27 protein-coding genes are annotated in these 24,135 nt (G+C 70.6%); 8 read left to right on the top strand and 19 right to left on the bottom strand.

The window, feature by feature from the left end; all coding sequences use genetic code 11:
- Positions 1–30 precede the first annotated feature (30 nt).
- The 15 genes from V6M45_RS01165 to V6M45_RS01235 form a co-directional block, all read right to left on the bottom strand.
- Positions 31–1,326, bottom strand: coding sequence for an adenylosuccinate synthase (locus tag V6M45_RS01165; protein WP_332653419.1), 1,296 nt, complete (start codon positions 1,324–1,326; stop codon positions 31–33).
- Positions 1,327–1,408: 82 nt separating this feature from the next.
- Positions 1,409–2,560 carry a phosphoserine transaminase gene (locus V6M45_RS01170; RefSeq protein ID WP_332653421.1) on the bottom strand — a complete coding sequence of 384 codons (1,152 nt, stop codon included), beginning with the start codon at positions 2,558–2,560 and terminating at the stop codon, positions 1,409–1,411.
- Positions 2,560–3,480 (bottom strand): DnaJ C-terminal domain-containing protein, encoded by a 921-nt coding sequence (locus V6M45_RS01175; protein WP_332653422.1) that lies wholly within the window; start codon positions 3,478–3,480, stop codon positions 2,560–2,562. The genes V6M45_RS01170 and V6M45_RS01175 overlap by 1 nt, the downstream gene beginning before the upstream one ends.
- Positions 3,481–3,579: 99 nt before the next feature.
- The gene (locus tag V6M45_RS01180) at positions 3,580–7,302 is read right to left on the bottom strand and encodes a baseplate multidomain protein megatron (protein WP_332653425.1); all 3,723 of its coding nucleotides are present in this window, start codon (positions 7,300–7,302) and stop codon (positions 3,580–3,582) included.
- Positions 7,302–7,766 carry an NlpC/P60 family protein gene (locus V6M45_RS01185; protein ID WP_332653426.1) on the bottom strand — a complete coding sequence of 155 codons (465 nt, stop codon included), beginning with the start codon at positions 7,764–7,766 and terminating at the stop codon, positions 7,302–7,304. The genes V6M45_RS01180 and V6M45_RS01185 overlap by 1 nt, the downstream gene beginning before the upstream one ends.
- A complete protein-coding gene (locus tag V6M45_RS01190) occupies positions 7,763–8,416 on the bottom strand; it encodes a baseplate hub domain-containing protein (RefSeq protein WP_332653428.1) in 654 nt (217 codons plus the stop codon). Before V6M45_RS01190 ends, V6M45_RS01185 begins: the two co-directional genes overlap by 4 nt.
- Position 8,417: 1 nt before the next feature.
- Entirely contained in the window at positions 8,418–9,047 is a 630-nt protein-coding gene (locus tag V6M45_RS01195) for a DUF2460 domain-containing protein (RefSeq protein ID WP_332653429.1), read from the bottom strand.
- A gap of 39 nt (positions 9,048–9,086) precedes the next feature.
- Positions 9,087–9,614 (bottom strand): phage tail tape measure protein, encoded by a 528-nt coding sequence (locus V6M45_RS01200; protein ID WP_332653430.1) that lies wholly within the window; start codon positions 9,612–9,614, stop codon positions 9,087–9,089.
- Entirely contained in the window at positions 9,604–9,783 is a 180-nt protein-coding gene (locus V6M45_RS01205; protein WP_332653431.1) for a phage tail assembly chaperone, read from the bottom strand. The genes V6M45_RS01200 and V6M45_RS01205 overlap by 11 nt, the downstream gene beginning before the upstream one ends.
- Positions 9,780–10,073: a GTA-gp10 family protein gene (locus tag V6M45_RS01210; protein ID WP_332653433.1), complete on the bottom strand. Its 294-nt coding sequence runs from the start codon at positions 10,071–10,073 to the stop codon at positions 9,780–9,782. Before V6M45_RS01210 ends, V6M45_RS01205 begins: the two co-directional genes overlap by 4 nt.
- Positions 10,073–10,483 carry a phage major tail protein, TP901-1 family gene (locus V6M45_RS01215; RefSeq protein ID WP_332653435.1) on the bottom strand — a complete coding sequence of 137 codons (411 nt, stop codon included), beginning with the start codon at positions 10,481–10,483 and terminating at the stop codon, positions 10,073–10,075. The genes V6M45_RS01210 and V6M45_RS01215 overlap by 1 nt, the downstream gene beginning before the upstream one ends.
- A 1-nt stretch (position 10,484) precedes the next feature.
- Positions 10,485–10,889, bottom strand: a complete 405-nt coding sequence (locus tag V6M45_RS01220) for a DUF3168 domain-containing protein (RefSeq protein ID WP_332653436.1) — start codon at positions 10,887–10,889, stop codon at positions 10,485–10,487.
- Positions 10,889–11,173 (bottom strand): phage head completion protein, encoded by a 285-nt coding sequence (locus V6M45_RS01225; protein ID WP_332653437.1) that lies wholly within the window; start codon positions 11,171–11,173, stop codon positions 10,889–10,891. The genes V6M45_RS01220 and V6M45_RS01225 overlap by 1 nt, the downstream gene beginning before the upstream one ends.
- A 2-nt stretch (positions 11,174–11,175) precedes the next feature.
- Entirely contained in the window at positions 11,176–11,442 is a 267-nt protein-coding gene (locus tag V6M45_RS01230; protein ID WP_332653439.1) for a head-tail connector protein, read from the bottom strand.
- A gap of 111 nt (positions 11,443–11,553) precedes the next feature.
- Positions 11,554–12,807, bottom strand: a complete 1,254-nt coding sequence (locus V6M45_RS01235; protein WP_332653442.1) for a phage major capsid protein — start codon at positions 12,805–12,807, stop codon at positions 11,554–11,556.
- Between the two features lie 100 nt (positions 12,808–12,907).
- Here V6M45_RS01235 and V6M45_RS01240 point away from each other — a divergent pair, with 100 nt between their 5' ends.
- Positions 12,908–13,690, top strand: coding sequence for a hypothetical protein (locus V6M45_RS01240; protein WP_332653443.1), 783 nt, complete (start codon positions 12,908–12,910; stop codon positions 13,688–13,690).
- 35 nt (positions 13,691–13,725) lie between these two features.
- Here V6M45_RS01240 and V6M45_RS01245 read toward each other — a convergent pair whose 3' ends face one another.
- The 4 genes from V6M45_RS01245 to V6M45_RS01260 all read right to left on the bottom strand — a co-directional run bounded on the left by V6M45_RS01245 (position 13,726) and on the right by V6M45_RS01260 (position 16,319).
- On the bottom strand, positions 13,726–14,211 hold the full coding sequence (locus V6M45_RS01245; protein WP_332653444.1) for an HK97 family phage prohead protease: 486 nt from the start codon (positions 14,209–14,211) through the stop codon (positions 13,726–13,728).
- Complete coding sequence (locus tag V6M45_RS01250; protein WP_332653446.1) at positions 14,208–14,435, bottom strand: hypothetical protein; 228 nt, start codon at positions 14,433–14,435, stop codon at positions 14,208–14,210. The genes V6M45_RS01245 and V6M45_RS01250 overlap by 4 nt, the downstream gene beginning before the upstream one ends.
- Positions 14,435–15,595, bottom strand: a complete 1,161-nt coding sequence (locus V6M45_RS01255) for a phage portal protein (protein WP_332653447.1) — start codon at positions 15,593–15,595, stop codon at positions 14,435–14,437. Before V6M45_RS01255 ends, V6M45_RS01250 begins: the two co-directional genes overlap by 1 nt.
- A gap of 256 nt (positions 15,596–15,851) precedes the next feature.
- Positions 15,852–16,319 (bottom strand): YcgN family cysteine cluster protein, encoded by a 468-nt coding sequence (locus V6M45_RS01260; protein ID WP_332653449.1) that lies wholly within the window; start codon positions 16,317–16,319, stop codon positions 15,852–15,854.
- Between the two features lie 106 nt (positions 16,320–16,425).
- Here V6M45_RS01260 and V6M45_RS01265 point away from each other — a divergent pair, with 106 nt between their 5' ends.
- The 7 genes from V6M45_RS01265 to V6M45_RS01295 all read left to right on the top strand — a co-directional run bounded on the left by V6M45_RS01265 (position 16,426) and on the right by V6M45_RS01295 (position 24,075).
- Complete coding sequence (locus V6M45_RS01265) at positions 16,426–18,267, top strand: ABC-F family ATP-binding cassette domain-containing protein (protein WP_332653451.1); 1,842 nt, start codon at positions 16,426–16,428, stop codon at positions 18,265–18,267.
- Between the two features lie 618 nt (positions 18,268–18,885).
- Positions 18,886–19,368, top strand: a complete 483-nt coding sequence (locus V6M45_RS01270; protein WP_332653453.1) for a hypothetical protein — start codon at positions 18,886–18,888, stop codon at positions 19,366–19,368.
- 57 nt (positions 19,369–19,425) lie between these two features.
- Complete coding sequence (locus V6M45_RS01275; protein WP_332653454.1) at positions 19,426–20,466, top strand: ABC transporter substrate-binding protein; 1,041 nt, start codon at positions 19,426–19,428, stop codon at positions 20,464–20,466.
- Positions 20,459–21,238 (top strand): ABC transporter ATP-binding protein, encoded by a 780-nt coding sequence (locus V6M45_RS01280; protein ID WP_332653455.1) that lies wholly within the window; start codon positions 20,459–20,461, stop codon positions 21,236–21,238. The genes V6M45_RS01275 and V6M45_RS01280 overlap by 8 nt, the downstream gene beginning before the upstream one ends.
- Complete coding sequence (locus tag V6M45_RS01285) at positions 21,235–21,987, top strand: ABC transporter permease (RefSeq protein WP_332653457.1); 753 nt, start codon at positions 21,235–21,237, stop codon at positions 21,985–21,987. The genes V6M45_RS01280 and V6M45_RS01285 overlap by 4 nt, the downstream gene beginning before the upstream one ends.
- A gap of 79 nt (positions 21,988–22,066) precedes the next feature.
- Positions 22,067–22,972, top strand: coding sequence for a hypothetical protein (locus tag V6M45_RS01290; RefSeq protein ID WP_332653458.1), 906 nt, complete (start codon positions 22,067–22,069; stop codon positions 22,970–22,972).
- Positions 22,969–24,075, top strand: coding sequence for a DUF2336 domain-containing protein (locus V6M45_RS01295; RefSeq protein ID WP_332653460.1), 1,107 nt, complete (start codon positions 22,969–22,971; stop codon positions 24,073–24,075). Before V6M45_RS01290 ends, V6M45_RS01295 begins: the two co-directional genes overlap by 4 nt.
- Positions 24,076–24,135: the final 60 nt, after the last annotated feature.

Raw genomic sequence — 24,135 nt, forward strand, 5'->3', positions numbered from 1 at the left:
GAACGCTGAGATTTCGCCCCCCCGGACCGGCTACCCCTGGAACGGGTCGTGCATCAGGATGGTGTCGTCCCGCTCAGGGCTGGTCGACAACAGGGCCACCGGTGCGCCGATCAGTTCCTCGATCCGACGGACGTATTTGATGGCGTTGGCGTTGAGGTCGCGGAAGCTGCGCGCCGAGGCGGTGCTCTCGCTCCAGCCCTCGAGCTCCTCGAACACCGGCTCCGCCGCGGCCTGCGCCTTCAGGCTGGAAGGCAGGTAATCCAGCACCTCGCCGCCGATGCGGTAGCCGGTGCATATCTTCAGGGTGTCCAGTCCGTCGAGGACATCCAGCTTCGTCAGGGCGATGCCGTCGATGCCGTTGATGGCCACCGACTGCCGGACCAGAACGGCGTCGAACCAGCCGCAGCGGCGTGCGCGCCCCGTGTTGACCCCAACCTCCCGGCCCACGGTAGCCAGGTGCCGCCCCACTTCGTCGTTCAGCTCGCAGGCGAACGGCCCCTCGCCGACGCGGGTCGTATAGGCCTTCACGATGCCCAGCACATAGCCGACTCCCCGCGGCCCGATGCCGGCGCCGGCTGCAGCCTGACCGGCCACGGTGTTGGAACTGGTCACATAGGGATAGGTGCCGTGATCGACATCGAGGAAGGCGCCTTGGGCCCCCTCGAACAGCACCCGTTTGCCGTCGCGGCGCGCCTTGTCGAGGACACGCCAGGCGGGCTGGACATAGGGGAGGATCTTCGGCGCGATCTCCAGCAGTTGCTGCAGCAAGGCGTCCGGATCGATCGGCTCCAGCCCGAGACCGGCCCGCAACGGATCGTGGTGCGCCCGCAGACGGTCGATCTTGACCTTCAGGTCCTCGGCGCTGGCGAGGTCACAGACGCGGATCGCGCGGCGACCGACCTTGTCCTCATAGGCCGGGCCGATGCCGCGTCCCGTGGTGCCGATGCGGGCTCCAGGGGCGCTGGCCGCCGCCTCGCGGGCCACATCCAGCGCCGGATGGATGGGCAGGATCAGGCAGGCGTTGTCTGCGACGATCAGCACCTCGGGGCTGATGGCGACGCCCTGGGCCACGATCTTCTCGATCTCGCCGACCAGATGCCAGGGATCGACGACTACGCCGTTGCCGATGATCGAGGGCTTGCCCTGGACCACGCCGCTGGGCAGCAGGGCCAGTTTGTAGACCTTGCCGTCGACCACAAGGGTATGGCCCGCATTGTGGCCGCCCTGGAAACGCACGACCACGTCTGCCCGGTTCGACAGCCAGTCGACGATCTTGCCCTTGCCTTCGTCGCCCCACTGGGCGCCGACCACCGCGACGTTCGCCAAGACGTTTCTCCGCTACCGGGACTTTCGAATGCGGGCGCAGCCTATAGCGGGGGAATCGAGCGGTGTCGCCCGGAGCGGCGGATTATTCCGCCAGCGCCGTTTCGTAGGCCCAGCCCAGCCACGGCGTCAGCGCCTCGACATCCGCGGTCTCGACGGTGCAGCCGCACCATATGCGGAGCCCGGCCGGCGCATTGCGATGGCTTTCGATATCGAAGGCCGCGCCTTCGCCCTCGACCAGCGCCTTCATCCGCTTGACCAGCGCCTGGCGTGCGGACTCATCCATGGCCGTCACGCGCGGATCGACGAACTTCAGGCAGACCGACGTCGTCGAGCGTGTGGCGGGATCCGTGGCCAGATAGTCGATCCAGTCGGTCTGCCGGACCCAGCCGTCAAGCGCCGCGGCATTGGCTTCGGTGCGGGAGATCAGCGCGGGCAGCCCACCAACCGACAGGCCCCAGTCGGCGGCGTCGATCCAGTCCTCGATGGTCCAGACGGAGAAGGTGTTGATCATCGAGCCGGACGCGAGCGCGGCGTCGAAGCCCTCGGCATTCCTCAGCCGCAGAACCTTGGGCACAGGGCGGGGGGGCGTGTAGCGATCAAGCCGATCGACGGCCCTCGGCGACAGGGCCGCGACACCCAGTCCCGCCTCGCCGCCCAGCGCCTTCTGGAAGCTGAAGGTCACGACATCCAACCGGTCCCATGGCAGGGGCATGGCGAAGGCCGCCGAGGTGGCGTCGCAGATCACCAGGCCTTCCCGATCCGCCGCGATCCAGTCGTCATCCGGGGCCTTCACCCCCGATGTCGTCCCGTTCCAGGGAAAGACGAGGTCCTTCGCCGGGTCGACTTTCAACACGTCCGGAAAGGCGCCCCACGGCGCGGTCAGGATCTCGGGTTCAAGTTTCAGGTGGTCCCGAATATCGGTGGCCCAGACCTGTCCGAAATTCTCGAACGCCAGTACCTGAACCGGCCGCTCGCCCAGCATCGACCACAGCGCGGCCTCGACGGCGCCGGTGTCGGACCCCGGCACATAGACCAGCCGCCAGGCCGCGGGGACCTGCAGCAGCCGCCGGGTGAGCTGGAGGCCATGGGCGAAACGCTCCACCACCTCGGGCGCGCGGATGCCGCGACCCAGCAGTTCATGCGGAATAGCCTGGCTGGACCAGCCCGGGCGCTTGGCCGTCGGGCCCGACGAGAACCACGGCCGGTCCGGTTTGATATTCGGCTTTCCCGCCATCAGTCGCGCCACGGTCGGTAGGCGCCCCGGTCACGCATGTCCTGCGCGAGCTTCGTGAGGCCTTCGTCCGGGCTGTCCGGCAGGAGGATCATCAGCTTGGCCAGCAGATCGCCGCGCTTGCCGCCCACATGAGCCCCCCGTCCCTTCAGACGCAGCACCTTGCCGGAGTTCGAACCGGGCGGGATGGTCATATTGACCGTGCCCTCCGGGGTTCGAACGGGAACCTTGCCGCCCAGTACGGCGTCGGGCAGCGACACCGGCAGGTCCATGGTCAGGTCCGCGCCGTCCCGCTGGAACATTGGATGGGGGGCGATCTTCAGCGTGATAAGCGCGTCGCCGGCCTCGCTGCGGCCCGCGGCGCCCGGCGCGCCCTGGCCTCGCAGGCGGATGACCTGCCCATCGGCCGCCCCCTTGGGGATGGTCACATCGAGCGTGCGCCCGTCCGAGAACTGGATCCGCCGGGTCGCGCCCGAAATTGAATCCTCGAGACTGATCTCCAGTGTCGCCTTGACGTCCGCGCCGCGGGCGGAGAAGCCGCCGCGCGGTCCGCCGGGGCGGGCCCCGCCGCCGAACATGCCGCCGAACAGTTCGTCCAGATCGATGTTCTCGAAGCCGCCGCGCTGACCACCCTGACCGAACGGGCTCCCGCCGGGGCCGCCCCGCGCGCCCCCGCCCCCGAAACCGCGAAACTGCTCGCGGCCGTCCGCGTCGATTTCGCCTCGGTCGAATTTGGCGCGCTTCTCGGCGTCCCCGAGCAGATCGAACGCCGCCGTCACCCGCTTGAAGCGTTCGTCCGCCTCGCGATTGCCGGGATTCTTGTCCGGGTGAAGCTCCTTGGCGAGCTTGCGGAACGCCTTCTTGATCTCGTCCGCGCTCGCGCCCCTCGAAACGCCCAGTTCCTTGTAGGGATCGCCCGCCACGTTCGAGTTCGCTCCTGCCGTACCAAGTCCAGTCCGTCAGTTAGGGCATTCGCATCTTCGCGCAAAGCCGCCTGTCCCAAATCTGCGTTTCAACCCCGTTCAGATCAGCGCGGTGCGGGCGCGAACGCCCCAACCGTAGCCGTCGCTCCACTGCGCCACGGCCACATCAGCGTTGTCGAAGTCGTCCGGGAAATCCGCCGCTGCCTGAGCGTCCGGATAGATCGCCGCCTCGCCCTCGACCTCAAACGTCCGGATCGCGATCTCCTCATTCAGGACCTCGACGCGGAAACGCAGGGGGTCCACGGCCGGCGCTTCCCCGTCCCATCGATCACCGCCCAGGCGTAGGCGCGCCGTCCAGGACAGGTCGAAGCCGCCATCCGGACGCGGGGTGCAACGCAGGTGCGCCGGACTCCACGGGCGGTCATGCAGACCGACCGGCGCGAAGATCAGTTCGCTGGCGGCCGCGCCGCCGGGCGGCGTTCCAGCAGGAGCCGCTCGCCAGAGCAACGGCAGTCCCCGCTCGGCCGGCGGCGACGCCACCCGCTCCAGCCCCGGGTCCAGAAAAACGACGATCGCACCGCTGGCGGCTCCCGCCGCGGTCGCCTCCTCCGTGCCCTGCTGTCCGCGCAGCAGCCCGGTCAGACGCCAGGTCTCGCTCGCGATTAGTTCGGCGTTCCGGAACTGCACGATCTCCCAGCCCACCGAGGTCTCGATCGCCACGGCGTTGCCGCCCGCCAGCACAGCGGCTGTCGACAGATTTTGGGGCGGCCGTCCCTCGACCCGGACATCAAGGCTGTTGACCTCGTCCCAGCGATGCCGGACCCCCGGGCCAAATTCACCAACCAGCCGCCCGACAGTTGCGGCCTCGGCGACATCCCCGCGCACCGTCAGGCTCGCGGCGTCCGCCCCCGCGAAAACCCGCATCGGCCGCCACGGGTCCGCCGCAACCACCACGATCGGCCGTGAATCGCCGCCGCCGTCCAGGAGAGGCGGCAGGTCGATCACCCGGAAAAACGGCGCGCCCGCCACGACCGAGCCATCACCCCCGGTCGGGATTCCATCGTCCTCCCCCGGCCGCACGGTGGAAACGGGCTCCAGCACAGCGGATGGCGTTTCGTCCAGGTCGATCCGCATGGTTCTCCAGGCCCGGTCGTCGCCGAGAACCGACACCGTGTCCCCCGGCTCGAGAAGGAGCGCCTCCAGCGAGCCGAGCAGGACCGTAAGCCGGTCTTGCCGCCCGGTTTCAAGAGCTCTCTCCGCCGCGGCTTTCGCCAGTGATCGGGAGCAGACGGCCGGCAGGTCCGCGTCGACAGAGCTTCCCTCCCCCGCCGTCCGAACGACGACGGAGCCGGTCTGGTAGTCGGCGTCGCCGTCGATGAACCGCACCCGGGCCGCGCCGGGGCGCGGTTCCAGCATCCGGTCCGCCCGCAGGCCACCGCCCTCTGCGGGAATGGCGAGGCCTTCGGGCGTCAGGTTCAGGACGCCGGGTTCGTTCCCGAAGACCGCGGCGCGGCCCCCGCGCTCCGCGGCGACCATGCCGAGAGCCGCCATCAGCGGCTCGAGGGCGTCACGCGTGCGCATGGGGCGGTCGATGACGTAGCCCTGCGCCTCGCCCTCTGGCTGGCCGATCTCGAACTCAGCCTCGGACAGGCCGCCCCGCTTGAGGATCTCTGCAAGCAGATTACGGGTTCCCCCGCCCAGCCGCCCGTTCAGCCAGTGCCCCGTCCGCCACGCCCCGGCATCGGCCCAGACATCAGGCCGGGCCGGAAACTCGGGCCACGGGCGGGCATCCCAGCACCAGGCGTCGGCGGCTTCAAGCATGGGCCCGTCGTAAACCGCCGAGACCGGGTTGTTCGAAGGCTCGGCGAAATGGGCCAGAACGGCCTCGAGCGCACGTCGCTGCATGCGGTCGTCGCGGCCCCCCGTGGAGAACGGCGGCAGCCCGCCTTCGGCGCTCTTCGCGTCCTGGAAGAGGTTCGGTGCATTGGCGCCCCTGTCGACCGCAGCGCAGCCGAACTCGGTCAGCCGGACCGCCTTCATTCCCGCGACCCACGCCGTCGGCGCCGCGCTCCTCACGCCGCCGGGCCGGTCATGATGAGCGTGCGACCACCAGCCCTTCAGGTCCTTGGGCCGGAACACCCAGTCCTCGCCGTGCGCGGTGTCGGCGATGGGCGTCCGAACCTGAGCGGCCCGATCCGCCGGCGAGGCATAGAACCAGTCGAAACCCTCGCCGCCCGCGACCTGCGCGGCCAGGCTGTCGATATCGTCCGGCCCCCGGAATACGCCGCCGTCCAGACCACCATCTCCGTCCCGCCAGTCGGCGAGCGGTGGATACCAGTCGACGCCCACGAAATCGACGTTCGGGTCGGCCCACAGCGGATCCAGGTGGAAGACCACGTCGGGGCCGTCGCGCCAGCCGGAATATTCGGACCAGTCGGCGGCGTAGGACAGCCTCGCCGAGGATCCGACGATGGCCCGGCATTCCGCCGCCAGCGCCCGGAAAGCGTCAACCGCGGGGAAATGACCATCGGCGTCGCGCGTCCATGTCAGACCCCGCATCTCCGATCCGATCAGAAGCCCGTGGGCTCCGCACTCCGCCGCCAGCGCGGCGTAGTGCAGGGCCAGCCGGCGCAGTCCCCAGCCATCGGCGTCGCCGAAGACCCCCGCGACGTCCCCGTTCGCCGCCGCGCCGTGCTCGCCCTTCAACCGGCCGCGCCATGGATAGGCGGCCTGCTCCGCCCCGCCGTACGGATCCGGCAGACCATTGCCTGCCGGCACATCCATGAAGACGAAGGGATAGAGCGTCACTTCGAGACCCCGGCTCTTCAACTCGGCGATCGCCTGCCGAACGCTCCCGTCCGAAGGCGTGCCGCCGTAGGCTGGCCCGCCCCCGCTCTGCGAGATCAGGTGCGCGTCCTCACGGACCAGACCCGCGACCGACCAACTCGCCGGTTCAGTCGGCTTGTCCCGGCGCTCCACGCCCGGCCGGATGGCGCAGTGACCGGCGCGCAGGTCATCGCCGAACCAGCCGACCACCAGGCTCACCCGCTTCAGATTGGGCAGCTGGGTCTGAAGTTGATCCAGAGACACGGCGAGATCGACTCGCCCGGCGCCGGAATGCACGTTGTCGGGGCTTGTCCGCGTCAGGCCTTCCCGACGCATGATCACCTCGGTCGCCAACACGAACTCTCCCGCTCCGGGGATCAGGCAGACGCCCTCCAGCCGATCCTCCAGGGTCGGTTCCGGGCCCTGCGGCCGGCGAAACACCTCGAAAGCGAGCTGCGGCGGTCGATTGCCGTAGGGTCCCAGCGGCAGGTCCTCGAACACCACATAGGCCGTGCCGCGGTAGGCCGGAGCTAATCCCTCGACGGCCTCGATCAGCGGATCCGGCGCCTGACCGTCCGTCCCGTGATGCAATCGCATCGTGATCCCACCCAAGTCCATCGGCCGCCCGTCGGCCCAGATCCGCCCGACGCCGTCTATCGGCCCTTCGCAAAGCGCTACGGCGAAGCTCAGGGAATAGTCGTACTCGACCGTGCGCGGTCCCCCCTTGCCGGCCGCGGAGGTCTTTCGTCCTTCCAGAAACCGGGCCGCCCAGATCACCTGCCCAGTGACTCGGGCGCGACCGAAGACGCAGGCCATCGGCGCGCCTTCCGCCGCCCCCTGCAGGGCCAGTGCATTCAGCCGGGGCCCCTTCTGGCGCGGGGGTTCCAGCCCCGCCACCAGGCTGCTGTCCAGAATCCCGCCGAGGGTGGCCCCGATGACGCCACCGACGCTTCCGCCAACGGCCGTCCCGATGCCGCCCAGCACCACCTGCGCCATCAGTCGATCTCCCGGTCCTTCCGACGGCGTGGCCAGGCGAAGGCCGCCACCAGCCGTCGCCGCCACCACACGCCCATCCAGCTCTCGACCACTGACCGGCCCCAGTAGGCGTGGATCATCCGCGGCTCACGGTCGTCCGCCACGGCTCCGGCGCTGAGGATGGCGCAGTGTTTGGCCGGCGATCCCGGCGCCATGCGGAACAGCAGCACGTCGCCGGCGCGCGCCGCCTCCACGGGGATTTCGGTCAGCCAGCGCCGGGCGGCGTGCAACAGCGTCTCCTCGCCCCCGACCTCCGCCCAGTCCGGTCTGTAGGGAGGTGTCGGCTCCGGCTCGGCGCCGAACACCTCGCGCCACACGCCGCGCAACAGCCCGAGGCAGTCCGCGCCCCCGCCGCGCAGACTCGCCTGGTGCTGATATGGCGTGCCCAGCCAGGTGCGGGCAACCGCCACGACCCGGCCCCTCATCGCCGGCTCCCGCCGTCGTTACGCCCGCCCTGAACCGGTGCGGCCGCCAGAAAGTCATCCCCGGGAATGTCGGGAAAGCCCTGGAAGTTGGCGGCGTTGCCGAACACGTGCCGGCAGGTCGCCCAGCGCTTGTCACACGAGGCGCCGGGAAAACTCGCGAGGTCGACCCGGCACCGGCCGTCCCCCAGTTGCGCGTCGCAATCCCGGCCGTAGGTGCGCCCCACGACCCGCTCCAGCGCCGCCAGCGGGCCTTCCAGCTCCGCGGTGAACCGGTCGCCCTCTCGCCGCACCCGGGCGAGCTTCGCTACCCACAACCGCACCTTCAAATCGGGTCGTCGCCAATCCACCCGCCACAGGGCGATGTCGGCGTGGTCGAACAGGCCCACCTCTAGATCGGCCTCCGGGATCCCGTCGTCATCCAGGACGCCGGCGACAACGGCCGCCCCCGGGGTCAGGCCGACGCCGCTGTCCGCCGCCCCGAGGGTCCAGCCGCTCGCGGCCCGGCACCGAACGCCGTCGATCTCCAGATCTCGGTCATGGTCGGTGAACCCCGCCGCCACGCCGTCGACCCGCCTCAGCAGCCAGACGTGACATAGCGTCGAGGCCCCGCTCTCGATGCGGGCCGCCAGCTCTTCCGGAACCGGGCGCATCTCAGACTCTCACCTCGATCAGGGGAACCGCCGCCATCCGCCCCGCTGCGAAGCTCTCCAGCGTCACGTCGATCCTGTCGGCGTCGAAGCGGACCGGGACATCGAACTCGAACCCCGCCGTGACAGTCACGCCGGCCGCCGGGGGACTGTGCAGGCTGACCACGCCTGTCGACAGCTCGGCATCGAAGGCCGCCGGGTCCAGCTCGGCGGCGTCCAGGCCGACCCTCACCGTCCCCGCGACGGGCTTGTGAATACGGCGATCGGCGCTCGCCTCGACCTCGCCGTACCGCTTGACCAGTTCGAAGCTGGTCCGGACGCCGTCGCCGAGGCCGAGCGGTTGATCGAACGGCGTGACCTCGCCGCCCGGCGTGCAGGACTTGAAGTCGGCGAAGTCCCGGAACCGGAACCCGTACAGCCGTCCACGGCGAGCTTCGAAGAAGGCCGTCAACGTCGCCATGTCGTCCAGCGACCTCAGGTTCGCGCCGATCAAATAGCGCCGGCGCCCTTGCGCCCAGGGCGTCGAGCGACGCTCGAACCCAGAACCCAGCGTCACGATCTCGGTGCGCCGCTCGACGCCCCCGGTCGACCCGAACGCCAGGCGCGCGGGCAGCCTCACCTCATGAAAGGCCATGATTGAACTCCGGAAATTCGGGATTGGTCGTGACGCTGCCTACAGCCGGCGCGCGCCGAGCGAGACGGCCCGGGCCAGCGCCTGGGCGATCTGCGCCTCGGATCTCAACAGGCCCTCGGCGCCCCCTTCGACCCGCACATTGACCGTCACCCCAGGCGCGCCGACCGGCTCTACGACGCCGGGCCCCGAGGGGCGAAAGAGCTCGGGTCCCCGTTCGCCGACCAGATAGGCGCCGCCCGCGTTCACCGGCCCGCCGTCGGCGCGTGCACCGGAGAACAGCGCCCCCGCGGCCTGGGCGATGGCTCCGGACAGACCACCCGCGCTTCGCCCCGCCGCGGCGTTGATTGCGCCGAGCACCGCACGCGCGAGTTCGGCCAGCGATATCTCTCCATCCGCGGCCGCCCGGGACAGCGACCGGCTCAGGCTGGCGCCGGCCCGGTCGAACGCGCCTTCGATCGACGCCGCCGCCCTCTGGGCTGGCTCCCTCAGCCCTTCCAGCGCCGCCGCCGCCTCGGCCGCGCGACGCGGGACCGAATCGACGCCGTTGGTTTCCAGCTCATCGGTCATCGGGCCAGGCCTCCGCCATTCGTTCGAATTCCCGCCGCCCCAGAGGCAGGCCGTCGACCGGCGCCTCGGCCAGCAGCCGCCATTCCTTCAGCGACAGCCTCCAGAAATCCGGAGGCGTCACGCCGGCGCGGGCCGCGCCGCGCAGCATCGGCCCCCAGGGCGTTTTCACGTCGCGGCCGCGAAGGCTTTCGCCACCGCCTCCGCCGCCTCCCGCGGATCCACCGCCGCTTCCTCCAACGCGCTCGCCAGCGCCTTTTCGCCCCCGCCCCGCAACAGCGCCGCCAGCACCGGGATCAGGTCCCGAGCCGACAAGGCCCGCATCCGCTCGGCCAACCCCGCCAAGCCGTCACAGCCCAAGGCGGTCTCCATCTCGGCCAGCGCGCCCAGCGTCAGACACAGGCGCCGCTCCGCGCCGGCCAGAGAGACCACGACTTCGCCCCTCGCTCCGTTGGCGTCCATCACGCCGCTCCGAACGTCACTTCGCCCGCGCTCGCGAGGCTGATGGCGAAGGTCGCCTCGCCCTCGTGCTCGCCGGCGTATTCCAGGGCGGCGACGAGGAACGGCCCCTCCAGCGTGCCGAAATCCGGCACGATCAACCGCCATGTCCGAGCCGACTGATCGAAGAAGGCCTCGCGGATCAACGCATCCGAGGCCGCGTCCCGAAAGATGCCCTGCCCCGCCACCGCCGCCGACTTCACCCCGGCGCCGCCCAGCAGTTCGCGCCAGCGTCCCGCGCTGTCGCCATCCGTCGCATCCACCGTCCGCGCGTTCAGCGAAATCGTCCGCGCCCTCAGCCCGGCGACGGTTGTGAACACCCCCGGCGCGCCCTCCATCTTCAACAGAATGTCCTTGCCGCGTTGCGCCGCCATCTCAGTCCTCCTCCGTCACGGCGCGCACCCGCAGCACCGCAAATGTTCTCTTCCCGTCCGGGGCCGGATAGACGTCCGCAAACGCCAATCTCAGGCTGACCGTCCGCACCCCGTCGGCGGCGAGGACCGCGTCGGCGAGGCTCAGCCGCAGCGCGGCCAGCACGGCCTTGGCCTCCTCGGTTCCGCGAAACTGCGAAACCACCGTGAGGGTCAGGGCGTGCTCGACGCCGCCTCCCTCCGCGGCGACCGGCCGGCTCTCGGAACGGCCGATCAGCAGATGCGGAAAGCCCGGTCTGTCAGGCGACGCGTCCCAGATCCGCGGCGGCTCGCCCAGCAGCCCCCCCAGGCCCGGGTCGCCCGCCAGATGCGCGATCAGCGCTTTCTGCAGCGCCAGTTCGTGACTCATCAAACTCGCTCCAGATTGAGGATGGCCTGCCCGCCGACCGTCTCGACCGAGCGGATGCGCCAGTCGCCCCCGCCGAAGCGCAGCATTCGCCCCGCCGTCAGCCGCGCGTCGGCCCGCGCTTCCGCGGTCATGGCCTCAAGGATGCGCGCGCCGCCCGCTTCGCTGTTCTCTCGCCGCCGACGCGGGCCCGTCTTCAGCCAGGCCGATCCGACCGGTTCCCAGCTCACCGCCCGTCCGCCATAGGGCGTCTGGCTTTCGAGGCCCTCGAACAGGGCCGCCAGCACCCTCACAGCCGGACCCCGCGATAGGGGGCGATCCAGGCCTCCACCGGCTGAATGGACATGTCGGGGTCGCCTCGCTCATAGGCGCGCAGTACCAGCATCAGCACCGCCAGCCGCAGCGGCGCCGGCGATGTCGACTCCAGCGTCAGCCCCACATCGCCCTCGACCCTCGCCTGGGCAGCGTCGATCAGGGTCTGGATCAGCGCATCCTCGGCGTCGTGCTCGACGCGCAGGAACAGCTTCGCCTCCGCCAGCAGGACGGGTGCGGTCATGGGAAACCTCGATTGTCTGTGGAAGGAAAGGCAACAGGCGTCAGGGTGCAGGCGGCGGAGTCCCCCCCAGCCCAACCGCTCCCTGTTGCCTGTTGCCTGTGGCCTCGACCCTCAGCTCGCGGCGAACTTCATCACCTTGATGGCGTCGAAATTCTGCACGCCGCCGCCGACCCGCTTGGTGGTGTAGAACAGCACATAGGGCTTGGCCGAGTACGGATCCCTCAGCACCCGCACGCCGGCCCGGTCGACGATCAGATAGCCGCGCTGGAAGTCGCCGAAGGCGATGGCCGCCGCGTCCGCGCCCACGTCGGGCATGGTCTCGATCTCGGTCACCGCATAGCCCAGCAGGCTGGCGGTCTCTCCGGGTCGTTGCGCCGGTTGCCAGATATAGGCCCCGTCGCTGTCCTTGAACTTGCGCACCGCAGACACCGTCTTGCGGTTCATCACGAAGCGGCCGTTGGGCCGGTACCGGGCCTTGGGTGCATAGACCAGGTCGATCAGCCGGTCGGTCGGGCTGGACGGCGCGAACGCCCCTGCCGCGCCCGAGGCGACATAGCCGATCTTGCCCCATTCATGGGCGCTCTCGGCCACGATGTCGTAGCTCAGGAACCCCTTGGGTTTGTTGACCCCGTCGCCGGTCACGAAGGCCGTGGTCTCCTGCGCCGCGAAGGCGTCCTCGACCTCCGACGCCAGCCACTCGTCCAGATCGATCAGCGCGTCGTCCAGCAGGCTCTGGGTGGCCGCCGGGCTGGCGTACAGATCGGCTGACGGGAACTCCAGCAGCGCCAGGGTGGCCGGATCCGTCTCCGGCCGCGCCGCCGTTTCGGCCACCCAGCCGGCAGCCAGGCCCGCCGTCGAGACCGGCTTGCGGAACACGCCGGCGCCTACGGTGCGCACACTGGCGATCTCCCGCATCGGCGATCCGGCCATCAGCCGCCGCTCGATGGCTCGCTCGGTCTGCTCCGGCACCACATAGCCGGCCGAGTTCGACGCCGTCGACAAGCCCGCCTTCAGCTCCAGCCCGACCGACTGCCCCGTCTTCAGATACCCGTCAAACGCCGACTTCTCCTCCAATCCTCCCCCGTTGGGGGAGGTGGCTCGGCCGACGGCCGGGACGGAGGGGGTCTGCCCCAGCTCCGGCCTCCGCCGCTCGCTGACCACCCGGTCCAGCCGCGCCTGGGCGCTGCTCACCGCCTGATCGATCCGCGCCACCTTCTCCTCCAGCAGGGTGTCGGCGGAGGCCTTGCGCTCGATCTCGTCCAGCCGGGCGTCATTCGCCCCTTTGAACGCCTCGAACGCCGCCATCATCTCATGCATGGCGGCGCGCGCCTCGGGGGTGCCCGAGGCCGTCTTGGTCTCTTTCATGGTGTCTCCGGTTTTCAGGAACCGCGGGTTGCGGTTAGGGTCGGGGCGTGAGCAGCCCCATGGAAAGAATCTCGTTGCCCGGTCGTCGGCGCCGTCCCGCATGAGCGACCGCTTCACCCGGCTCGAGCGCGAGGTCATGGCCGCCCTGGCTCACGATCTGCGCCACATCGCGCCGGACCTCGCCGGTCAGTTCGAGGAGAGCCTGCCCGGCACGCGCCGCAACACCGGCTCCGGCCTGTTCAGCGAGATCATCGTCAGCTCTCGCCGTCCCCTGTCGGCCGAGCGGGCCACCGGTTTGTTCGGCACGGTTCACGCCATGGTCGGCGACCTTCCCGACCCGATCGCCTTTCAGGCCGAACTCAGGGAAGGCCGCCTGCTCGCCCTGCACGGCGATGCCTATGGCCAGGACACCCGGGCCCTCGACTTCGAGTGCATCCCTTTCGACCAGGTCTTCACCCTCAACGATCAGGGCGAGTCGATCGCCTTCGACCCCGCCGCCCAGATGCGCCCCAGCCCGCTGCTCGCCCTGCACCAGCACGACGATCCTGACCCGGCCCCGGCCCTGGAGCCGCGCCTCGTCAATATCGGCCCGCTCGAACGGCTTCAGGACGACCGGCCTCAGCCTCTGGTGAAGGGTGTCGCCCCTGAAGCGCCGCAGCCCGACGCCGATCGCGAGGCGACCAAATCGCTCCTGATCGGAATCTGGGTGGCCGCCGCCGTGGTCGCGCTCCTGGCCGTGGTGTTCGCCCGCGTCTCCGTTGTTCTGGTGCTGATCGGCGCCTTCTGGCTGGGCGCCCTGCTCCGAAAGCCGGCGGCCAAGCGCGCCCTCGCCGGGGCGGCCAAAACCCTTGGCGGGTTCGAGGTCCGCCCGTCCCAGTTCTGAGCCTCACGCGGCGCTCCAGCATGTGAGCACCCGGGTTACGTCCGCTCGACGCCTCGCGAAGTCACGCTGAACCGCGCCGCCGGCAGCATCGGAAACGTCACCAGCGACACCTCCCAGAGATCCACCTCAACCAGCACCCTCAGCCGGCCCTCCCGGCGGGCCCTCTGGCTGCGGAAGCCGATCGACAGCCCGTCCAGCGCCCCGGCCATCGACAGCGCCGTTGCGAACCGCGCCTCCGCGGACCAGTCCATGATCCGCCCGCGCACCCACAGGCCGCGATCATCCTCGCGCATCTCGTCCCAGACGCCGACGGGCGCGCGGCCCTCGTGCTGGTGCAGCATGCGAACGCCCGGCGCTCCGTTAACCGCCAGGGTGTTCGCAAACGCGCCCCGAGCCACCACGTCCCCGTTCAGATCGGCCACGCCCCACAACGACGCGTACCCTTCGATCGGCAATCCGCCCGCCTCGCGGAGAGCGTCGGCCCGGTTCGCGGCTCCGGCCTCCGGCGAACGCCCGCTCATCGGCCGCGCTCCAGCCGCCTCTCGACGCGTTCGACCGCCGCCCGGGTGGCCTTGCTCTGTTCCTCAAGCCGGGCCAGCCGCTCCGCCACCTGCCGGTGCTCGCCCATCCGTCCCTCCAGCGCCGAGATCCGCGCCGCCGCCCCACCGGCCCAGACCAGCGCCCCGGCTGTCTGCACCGCCAGCGCCGCGATCACCGCCACCGGAACCTTCCGCATCATTTCCATCACGCGCCCACTCCCGCCATCCGTCGCCGTTCCTCGTCGGTCAGGAAGCTGGCCGCCTCCAGCCGCGCCCACAGCGCGTCCCTCTCGGGCTGCAGCGCCGGTACGGCGTCCAGATCGGCTTCGATCCTCGCGTCCCCGAACCGGTTTCCGAGCCACCCCGTCAGCGCCGCGGCCGTCTTTCTCACCAGCGGAACCACCGTGCCGCGCCAGAAGGCGGCGTTGGCCTCGCGATAGTTCGAATAGGTGGCGTCGCCGGGGATCCCCAGCAGCTGCGGCGCCACCCCGAAGGCCAGGGCGATCTCGCGCGCCGCCGCATGCTTGCCGGCGATGAAGTCCATGTCCGCCGGCGTCCAGCTCATCGGTTTCCAGTCAAGCCCGCCCTCCAGGATCATGGGCCTTCCGGCGTTCAGCGATCCGCCGTGGGCGTCCCCGATCTGCGCCCTCAGCGCCTCGAACTGCTCGACCGTCAGCCGCTCCCCATCCTTCGCCCCGTAGACCAGCGCCCCGCTCGGGCGCGCCGAATTGTCCAGCAACGCCTTGTTCCAGGCGCCCGAGGCGTTGTGCACATCGATGGCCGAAGCCGCCGCCTCCAGCGGCGAGAATCCGTAGTGATCGTCGCTCGGGTGAAACAGCTTCAGATGCATCACCGGCATCCAGCCGTCAGGCTGACGGCCGATCCGGATCGCGCGGCCATCGACCGAATACTCATAGGCGTCGGGCCAGCCGGCTCGCCCCGGCACGACCTTCACCCGGTCCGGTCGCAGGGTCCACAGCTCGACCGGCGCGTCGTCGCCCACGGCCTCGGCATAGGCGTTCCCCGCCGTCTGCAGGGCGCCATACAGCGCCTCCAGCCACTCCGCGCCGGACTGCTCCGGATTGGGCCGGGCCAGCAGCCGGACCAGCGAATGGTCATCCTGCCGGATCCCGTCGACGAACACGGTCAGCGGCGTCGAGGCCGCGGCCTCGGCGACCATCCGGACGCAGCGATAGGCGATCGCGTTGCGACCAAAGCCCTCGGTGGCCAGGTTCGCATAGTCCCGCGGCGTCCACCGCGGGCGGCCCGCACTCGTCAGGGCGATCAGGGGACCGGCCCGACTGTCCTTGATTTCGGGCGCGACAACGCCCCGTCGTCCCCCGAAGGGCCGCCGCCAATTCAGCATGGTGATCTCCAGGAAGAGCCGGCGAAGCGCCGATCAGGCCGGCCCCCTGCCTCGAACCGTCCCCCGCTTCCCGCGGCGGTTCAGCTGGCTTTCCGACCTGCCCACATCATACCCCGGCAGCGTTGCCCGGATGGAAAACAGCTTCGAGAAAATGCCATCCAGCTGATAACGCCGGGCTATTTCTCGCCAATCCGACTATAAATCCAGGAATTGCCAGCACAGCGTCACGCGGGCCGGGCGCAGTGCGGCCGTTCGGTCAGCGCGGCTCGCCGCCCCGCTCCTCGTTCCACTCCGGCGCCTCGAAATCCAGCGCGTCCTCCGGATCCTTCAGGACCAGTTCCGAGATCGTCTGGCCCCGCACCGACACGCCGGCCTCGTGCACGCTCTCCGGATCCCCGGACACCAGCGGGTGCCATCCGGCGAGACCCCGACCCTCGTGGATGCGGCGGTAGGCGCAGGACTTCGGCATCCACTCCAGCGCCTCAATGTTCCACGGCGTCAGCTTGATGCAGTCGGGCACATGCTGCTTGCGGTTGGCGTAGTCGGAGCAGGTGCAACGAACCGGGTCGAACAGCTTGCAGTGCACCCGCGTGGGCACGACCTTGCCCGTATCCTCGTCCTCGAACCGCACCAGGCAGCACAGGCCGCAGCCGTCGCACAGGCTTTCCCATTCCGGGCGCGTCATCTGTTCGAGGCGTTTGGTTTGCCAGAAGGGTCGTTCCATGGGCGGCCTCATACGCCGATCGGCCCGCCCTGTCGCCGGTCGCCTCGGCCGAGCGGCGCTCTGGCGGGTGGCGAACCCGCCTCGCCCGGTCTATAGCCCCCGCCTCATGGCCGCCAAGTCCCCCGGAAGACCCCCTCTCGTCGCGCTCAAGGACGTCCGCCTGCAGGACGGGCCACGCCCGCTGTTCGACGGGGTGGACATCGCCATCGAGCCCCGCACCCGCGCCGCCCTCGTCGGCCGCAACGGCGCCGGCAAGTCGACCCTTATGAAGCTGGTCATGGGCCTGATCGAGCCCGACGCCGGGGACCGATCGGTGCAGGCCGGGACCCGCTTCGCCTATGTGCCGCAGGAGCCGGTCATCACCGGCGAGACCCTACTCGACTACGCCATCTCTGGCGGCGCCCAGCCGTGGACCGCCGAGGCCTGGCTGACCACCTTCGGCCTCGATCCGGCCAAGGCCGCCGTCAATCTTTCGGGCGGCGAGATCCGCCGCGCCGCCCTGGCCCGGGCCTTCGCGGAGGAGCCAGACCTCCTGCTCCTCGACGAACCGACCAATCACCTCGACATCCTCGCGATCGAACTGCTCGAGAACGAGTTGCTCAGCGCCCGCTTCGCCGTGCTCGTGGTCAGCCACGACCGCGCCTTCCTGAACCGCACCACCCAGGCGGTGCATTGGCTGGAGGGCCGCCGGGTCCGCACCCTCAACAAGGGTTTCGCCGCCTTCGACGACTGGGCCGACAAGGTCATGGAAGAGGAGGCCGAGTCCCTGCGCCGCCTGAACAAGGCCATCGAGCGCGAGACCTATACCTTCTACCGCTCCATCACGGCCCAGCGCACCCGCAACGAGGGCCGGGCCCGGGCTCTCAACGCCATGCGCGCCGACCGCGCCGAACGCGTCCGCGACCTGCCCCGGGAGCTCAATCTGGGCGTCGATTCCGGCGCCGCGTCGGGCAAGCTGGTCGCCGATCTCAAGGGGGTGACCAAGGCCTTCGGCGACCGCACGGTCATCAAGCCGTTCACCACCCGCGTCATCCGCGGCGACCGCCTCGCCATCGTCGGCCCCAACGGCGCCGGCAAGACCACCCTCGTGAAGATCCTGCTCGGCGAGATCCAACCCGACTCCGGCACGGTCCGCCTCGGCGCCAACCTCGACCCGGTCTACCTCGACCAGTCCCGCGAGGGCCTGCGGTCCGACATGACCCTGTGGGACGCCCTGACCCCCGGGGGCGGCGACTCCATCCTCGTGCGCGGCGTGTCCAAACACGTCGCCGCCTACGCCAAGGACTTCCTGTTCCAGGAAGGCCAGCTGCGCCAGCCGATCTCGACCCTGTCCGGCGGTGAGCGCAACCGCCTGCTCCTCGCCCGCGCCCTGGCCAAGCCGGCCAACATGCTGGTCCTCGACGAGCCGACCAACGACCTCGACATGGACACCCTCGACAAGCTGGAAGAGCTGCTGGAGTCTTACGACGGCACCCTGATCCTGGTCAGCCACGATCGCGACTTCGTCGACCGCCTCGCCACCTCGACCATCGCCATGAACGGCCGTGGCGACATCGTCGAGACGCCCGGCGGATGGACCGACTTCATTCGTCAGAACCCCGGTTTCCTCAAGCCCGGAGCCAATCCGCGCCCGCAGGACAAGGAAGCGGCGCGCCGGGCGGAGGCCGCGCCCGCGCCGGCCTCGGTCGCGCCGGCCGCCCCGAAGAAACCGGGCAAGATGACCTTCAAGGACACCCACCGGCTGAAGGAGCTGGAGGGGCTGCTCGCCACTCTCCCCGCCGACATCGCCCGCCACGAGGCGACCCTCGCCGACCCCGGCCTGTACGCCCGCGATCGCAAGGCCTTCGACCGCGCCACCGCCAACGCCGAGCGCGCCCGCACCCTGCTGGCCGCCGCCGAGGAGGAATGGCTGGAGCTGGAGGCGAAACGGGAAGCGCTGGGCGCCTGACGCCCGCTTTCTGTGGATAAATCAAACCCCTGATTCGCTTCCGCGAATTTGGTCCGCCCACAGATATGCACAGGGTTGTCCACCGGGGCCGCAGCGGTTCCGCACAGCCGGCCGGATTCGGGCGCTTGCCGTCTAACGGATTTGGCGCGAACGTCAACAGGCCGAGGGACACGGCGGCGCGGAAATCCGGGGAGACCCGGGGCTCAAAGCGGACCGACCCGGCTCTCTGATCGAACGCACCGGGGGGTTTCGACCTTAACGGACGGGAGACAGGATCAAGGCCCAAAGGACCCTTCGAAAGGCTTCGGCCCTGGAAGACCGGAGGGAACCGGATCGGGATCGATGGACGGCGCGGGGCTCGACCTCGTGGAACGCCGGAGACCAGGAGCGCGACAGGATACAGCCGACCATCGTCGAGGTTCGCCTCGCTGATGCTGACGCCAGGGTCCTGAACCTCAATGGCCAAGTCCAACCCGGACTTGGCGAGGGGACGAGGAGAACCGCTTGCGGGGACCTTCGTCCCCTCGCTCAATTCCGGCGCATGCCGGACTCACGAATCCCGTCGACAACCTGAAACCTTCCCGCCTAGGTTATCCCTGCTCGAGGGGGACCCTTCCTATGCGCCTGATCCTGACCCTTGCCGCCGTCCTGGCGTCAACGCCCGCCGCCGCCCGGCAAGCGGAGCCGCCGCCGGCTGTGAAGAACGCCGAGGCCTGCCTGCGCCAGAATGCGGCCGACGCCGTCCGGGCCAGCACCGGGGCCGCCGACGCCGCGGCCTTCCTGATGGACTACCTGTGCGCCGGGCCGGTCGAGACGGCCGCCCGCCACGCGCGCAGCACCAACACCCTGACCATGCTTCGCGAGATGCAGCAGGGCGCGGAAGTCGCGCCCGAGGACGACTGGCTGGCCGGCGCCGTCGTCGACCCCGTCACAGGCGAGCTGGAACTCAAGGCCGCCAAGGACCCCGCGGCCCAGGGCGGACTCATGGCGATGCAGATGATGTCGAGCTTCTTCGGCGGCGGCCAGAATGCCGATCCCCGGCCCATCGCCTTGCGCGAACTCGCCGGACGGCTGGTGCAGGAAGTCCGTGCCCGACCCTAGGCCGGCCCGGATTTCACCGCCCTTCCCTTCCCTCCGGCCCGGCCGTAAACCAAGGCCATGAACCGTCGCGGGAATCGCATCTCTCTGCCCGATCGCCGCGCCCTGATCGCCGGCGCGGGCGCGCTTGCGGCCACGACCGCCCTCGCCGCCTGCGGCCGCTCCGAGGCCCCCGTCGACGACGACGGCCGGGTGCGGCTCCGCTTCGCCACCGACTGGCGCGCCCAGGCGGAGCATGGCGGCTTCTATCAGGCCCTCGCCTCGGGCGCCTATGAGAAGCGCGGCCTGAACGTGCAGATCATCCAGGGCGGGCCGAACGTGAACGTGCCCCAGCTGCTGGCCTCGGGCGCCGTCGAACTCGGCATGGGCTCCAACAGCTTCATCCCGATGAACCTCGTCGCCGAAGGGGCCCCGGTGAAGGCCGTCGCCGCCTTCTTCCAGAAGGACCCCCAGGTCCTGATCGCCCATCCCGATCCGTCGCTCAACTCCATCGCCGACCTGCGCGGCCGCCCGATCCTGCTGGCCGACGCCTCGATCAACGCCTTCTGGGTCTGGCTCAAGGCGAAATACGGCTTCACTGACGATCAGGTCCGCAAATACACCTTCAACCTCGCCCCCTTCCTCGCCGACGAGCGGGCGGTCCAGCAGGGCTATCTGACCAGCGAGCCCTATACGATCGAGAAGGAGGCCGGCTTCACGCCGAAGGTCTTCCTGCTGGCCGACGAGGGCTATCCCTCCTACGCCACCATGGTGCTCGCCCCGACCGCCTTCGCCCGCGACAACGCCCGCGCCCTGCGCAGCTTCATCGCCGCCTCGGCCGAGGGCTGGCGTGACTACATCCAGGGCGACGGCAAGGCCGCGGACGCCCTGATCCGCCGCGAGAATCCGGACATGACCCAGGACGTGCTCGATCAGGCCCGGGCCCGGCTGAAGGAAAACGGCATCGTCGACGGCGGCGACGCGGCGCTTTACGGCCTCGGGACCATGACCGCCGAACGCTGGCAGGCCTTCTTCGAGGTCACGTCTGAAGCTGGGGTCTATCCGCCCAACCTCGACTGGCGTCAGGCCTTCACGACCCAGTATCTGCCCGGCCGTGGCTGAGACCGACGCGGCGTTCGCGGGGGCGCTGCGCAACGTCGTCGTCCGCTACCCGGGCCGGCCGCCCTTGGGGCCGCTCGACCTGGCCGTCGCTCCCGGCGAGATCCTCGCCCTGGTCGGCGCTTCGGGCGCCGGCAAGTCCACGATCCTGCGACTGCTCGCCGGCCTTGAATCGCCCTCCGAGGGGGCTGTGGCCGGCGGCGCCGGACGGGGTCGCACGGGCTTCGTCTTCCAGAGCGCCACCCTGATGCCCTGGGCCGACATCCAGGCCAATGTGGCCCTGCCCCTCGATCTGGCTGGCGTCCCTCGCGAAGAGGCCAGACGCCAGGCGGCGGCGCAGCTGGCCGCCGTCGGCCTCGGCGACCGCCTGACCGCCCGCCCGCGACAGTTGTCCGGCGGCATGGCCATGCGCGCCTCGCTGGCGCGGGCCATGGTCACCGAGCCGGACCTGCTGTTGCTCGACGAGCCGTTCGCCGCCCTCGACAGCATCACCCGTCGCCGGCTGATCGAGGACCTGCACCGGCTGTGGACCGGCCGCTCGCCGCGTCCGGCCATGGTGTTCGTCACCCACGATATCGAGGAAGCCGTCTATCTGGCGCATCGCGCCGTGGTGCTCGACTCCGGGACCGGCCGAGTGGCGGCCAGCCTTTCCCTCCCGGGCCCCCTGCCGCGACCGGACAACTGGCGGGGGAACGAGGCGTATCGTTCGACGGTCGAGCGGCTCGCCGCCGAACTCGCCCGCAGCATGACCGCCTCTGCCGGGAGCAACGCATGACCCGCCTCCTTCCGCCCCTGTTGTTGACCGCCCTCCTCCTGGCGACATGGGAAATCGCCTGCCGCGTGCTGCACGTGCCCGCCTACCTGCTCCCGCCGCCCAGCGCCGTCGGCCTCGCGCTCGTCGATCGGGCGCCGCTGCTGCTCTCCTCCGCCGCCGCCACCTTCTGGATGGCCTTTCAGGCCCTGCTGCTGGCCTTCGTTCTCGGCGGCGGCCTGGCGCTGGCTGTGTCGCTCAACCGTTCCGCCGAACAGGCGGTGCGCCCGCTCGCCGTCGCCCTGCAGGTCACGCCGGTCGTGGCCATTGCGCCGCTCGTCCTGATCTGGGCCGGGCTGGATCACGCCGACCGCGCCGTGGTCGCGCTGGCGGCGGCTGTGGCCTTCTTCCCGCTGTTCTCCGGTGTGCTGACCGGGCTCCGGTCCGCCGATCCCGACCTTGAGCGGCTGTTTGACCTCTACGGCGCCTCGCCCGTTCAACGGCTGATCCGGCTGCGCCTCCCCGTCGCCCTGCCCTTCGTGCTGGAGGGTCTCGGAGTCGCCGCCGGGCTGGCGGTGATCGGGGCGGTGGTCGCCGAGTTCGTCTCCGGCTCCGGCGCCACCCAGGGTCTGGCGTGGCGGCTTCTGGAGTCGGGCAACCGCCTGCGCACGGCCGACATGCTCGCGGCGCTCGTCTGCCTGATGGTCATGGGATTGGCACTCAACGCAGCGGTCGGCGCCCTCGAGCGCGCCGTGCGCCGTCGAATGGCCTGAAGCGTCGCGCCCCGTTAGCGGGGGGTTAAGTCCCGGACCGCTACCGTGTCGATCCAGTTCCCGCGCCCGGAGCCTGCCCTTGCGCCGCGCCTCGACACTCCCTGTCATCCTCGCCGCCGCCGGCGGCCTGCTGCTGGCCGACGCCGCGGCGGCCCAATCCGGCCCGCGAACCCTTTCCTGGCCGGGACGCAGCGAGGCGACGCCGGTCGACGCCCGCGTCCCGACCGCGCCCGTCCCCGCCCCCATCCCTGTTGGCCGCGAACTGCGCCGCCCCAATCCGGTCATTCCGCACGGCGGCGCAGCGGCGCCCGCCCCGGCTCCCTCGGGCCTGACCCCCGCGCCCGGACCGGCGCGGCGAACCCTGACGCCGGCGAACGCCTGGCTCCGGCCGGCCGCCCCGCCCCCCGAACCGGCCCTGGCTCCCGCGGTCGCCATGGCCTTGTCCGCGCCCCCGCCCGCGCCGTCCCCAACCCGTCCCGCGCCTGCCTACGTGCCGGATCGGAGCGGCGGCCAGCCGGTCCCCGCCGAGGCCATCTATCCGGCCGCCCCTCCGGCGAGCGAAGCCGCCCCCGGCGTCCCGGCGGACCCGATGGCCCCGCGCCGCGACGCTCCAATCTTCAATCTCCAGCGCTCGACTCCGCCCCCGGCTCCGGCGACCTCCTCACCCGAACCCGCCCCGCGCGCCGAAGCCCCGGCTCAGGCCCCGGCCACGGCCCAACCGACCCGCGTCGCGGACGTGGCCAACTCCGGCCAGCAGCCCCCCCGAGGCGGAGCCCGCTACTACTCCGTCCACCGCCAGAACGGACGCGAGCCGGACGCCCTGGTCATGCCCGAGCCGACCTATGTCGACGCCCTCGTCGTGTCGATGACGGAGACCCCGGCCACCCAGGACCTCGCCGAGCCGGACCAGGGCCCCACACTGATCCGCGACCGCAACGGCAACATGCGGGCCATGCCCGCGGCGTCGGACGGGGATCACCAGTGACGGACGCGCCGACCCTGTCGCGTCTCCCGGACCTGATCGCCCTCGCGGAGGAGGACTCCAGCGAGAAGCGCCGCGCCCTGCTGCGGGAGCTCACCGACCATTTCTTCGGCGGTTCGGCCCGCACGGCGGCCGAGGACACCCTTTACGACGCCGTCCTGGTCAAGCTGGCCGACGACATGGAGACCGCGGTGCGGGCTGAGCTGGCCGCCCGCTTCGCCAACGCGCCGGACGCTCCGCACACCCTGATCCGCCGCCTGGCGAACGACGAGGCCGCCGTCGCCGGCGCCGTCCTCGCCGCGTCGCCCGTGCTGACCGACGAGGATCTGCTGGGCGTGGTCCGCCGCCACGGCCAGGATCATCTCCGCGCCGTCTCCGCCCGTCCGTCGGTGTCCGAGGCCGTCTCCGACGTGATCGTCGAGCGCGGTGACGACGAAACCCTCGGGACGCTGTTGCGCAACGACGGCGCCCGGCTGTCGCGAAAGGCCTCGGAAGCGGCCGTCGAACGCGCCAAGGTCAATCCGGCCCTGCACGAAGCCACCGTCTCGCGCGCCAGCCTCCCCGCCGACCTGCTGAACGACATGTATTTCGTCGTCGAGGCGCGCCTCCGCAGCCGCATTCTCGAACAGAACGCCAGCATGGACACCGCCCTGCTGGAGAGCGCCCTGGCCGCCGGCCGGGCCCGCGTCGCCACCGACGACGGCGCCCTGCCCGCGGACTACGCCGAGTGCTCCGCCTATGTCGAGGAACTCAGGGCGGCTGGCCAGCTCACGCCGCAGATGCTGGCCCGCTTCCTGCGCTCGGGCGACAGGAGCGGCGGCCGGACGTCGTTCCTGATCGCCCTGGCCCAACTGGCCGACATCGATTTCCACACGGCTCGCCAGATCGTCGAGCGACGCGAACTCGACGCCCTCGCCGTGGTCTGCAAGGCCGCCGATCTCGATCGGGCCCTGTTCCTCACCTATGCGGTGGTGCTGCTGAACGACGACGGCGACGCGATGGCCAAGGCCCATTCCTACGCTCGCATGTACGCCGAACTGACCCGCGAGGCCGCCCTTCGCACCCTGCGCTTCTGGCGCATGCGCCGCGGGGCCCAGGCGGCCTGACGTCGCACAGCAAAACGCCCGCCCCGTGGTCGGGGCGGGCGCTCCAGTCCGTCCTGGGAC

It is taken from the genome of Brevundimonas sp. (genome assembly GCF_036676055.1).
GTDB lineage: Bacteria > Pseudomonadota > Alphaproteobacteria > Caulobacterales > Caulobacteraceae > Brevundimonas.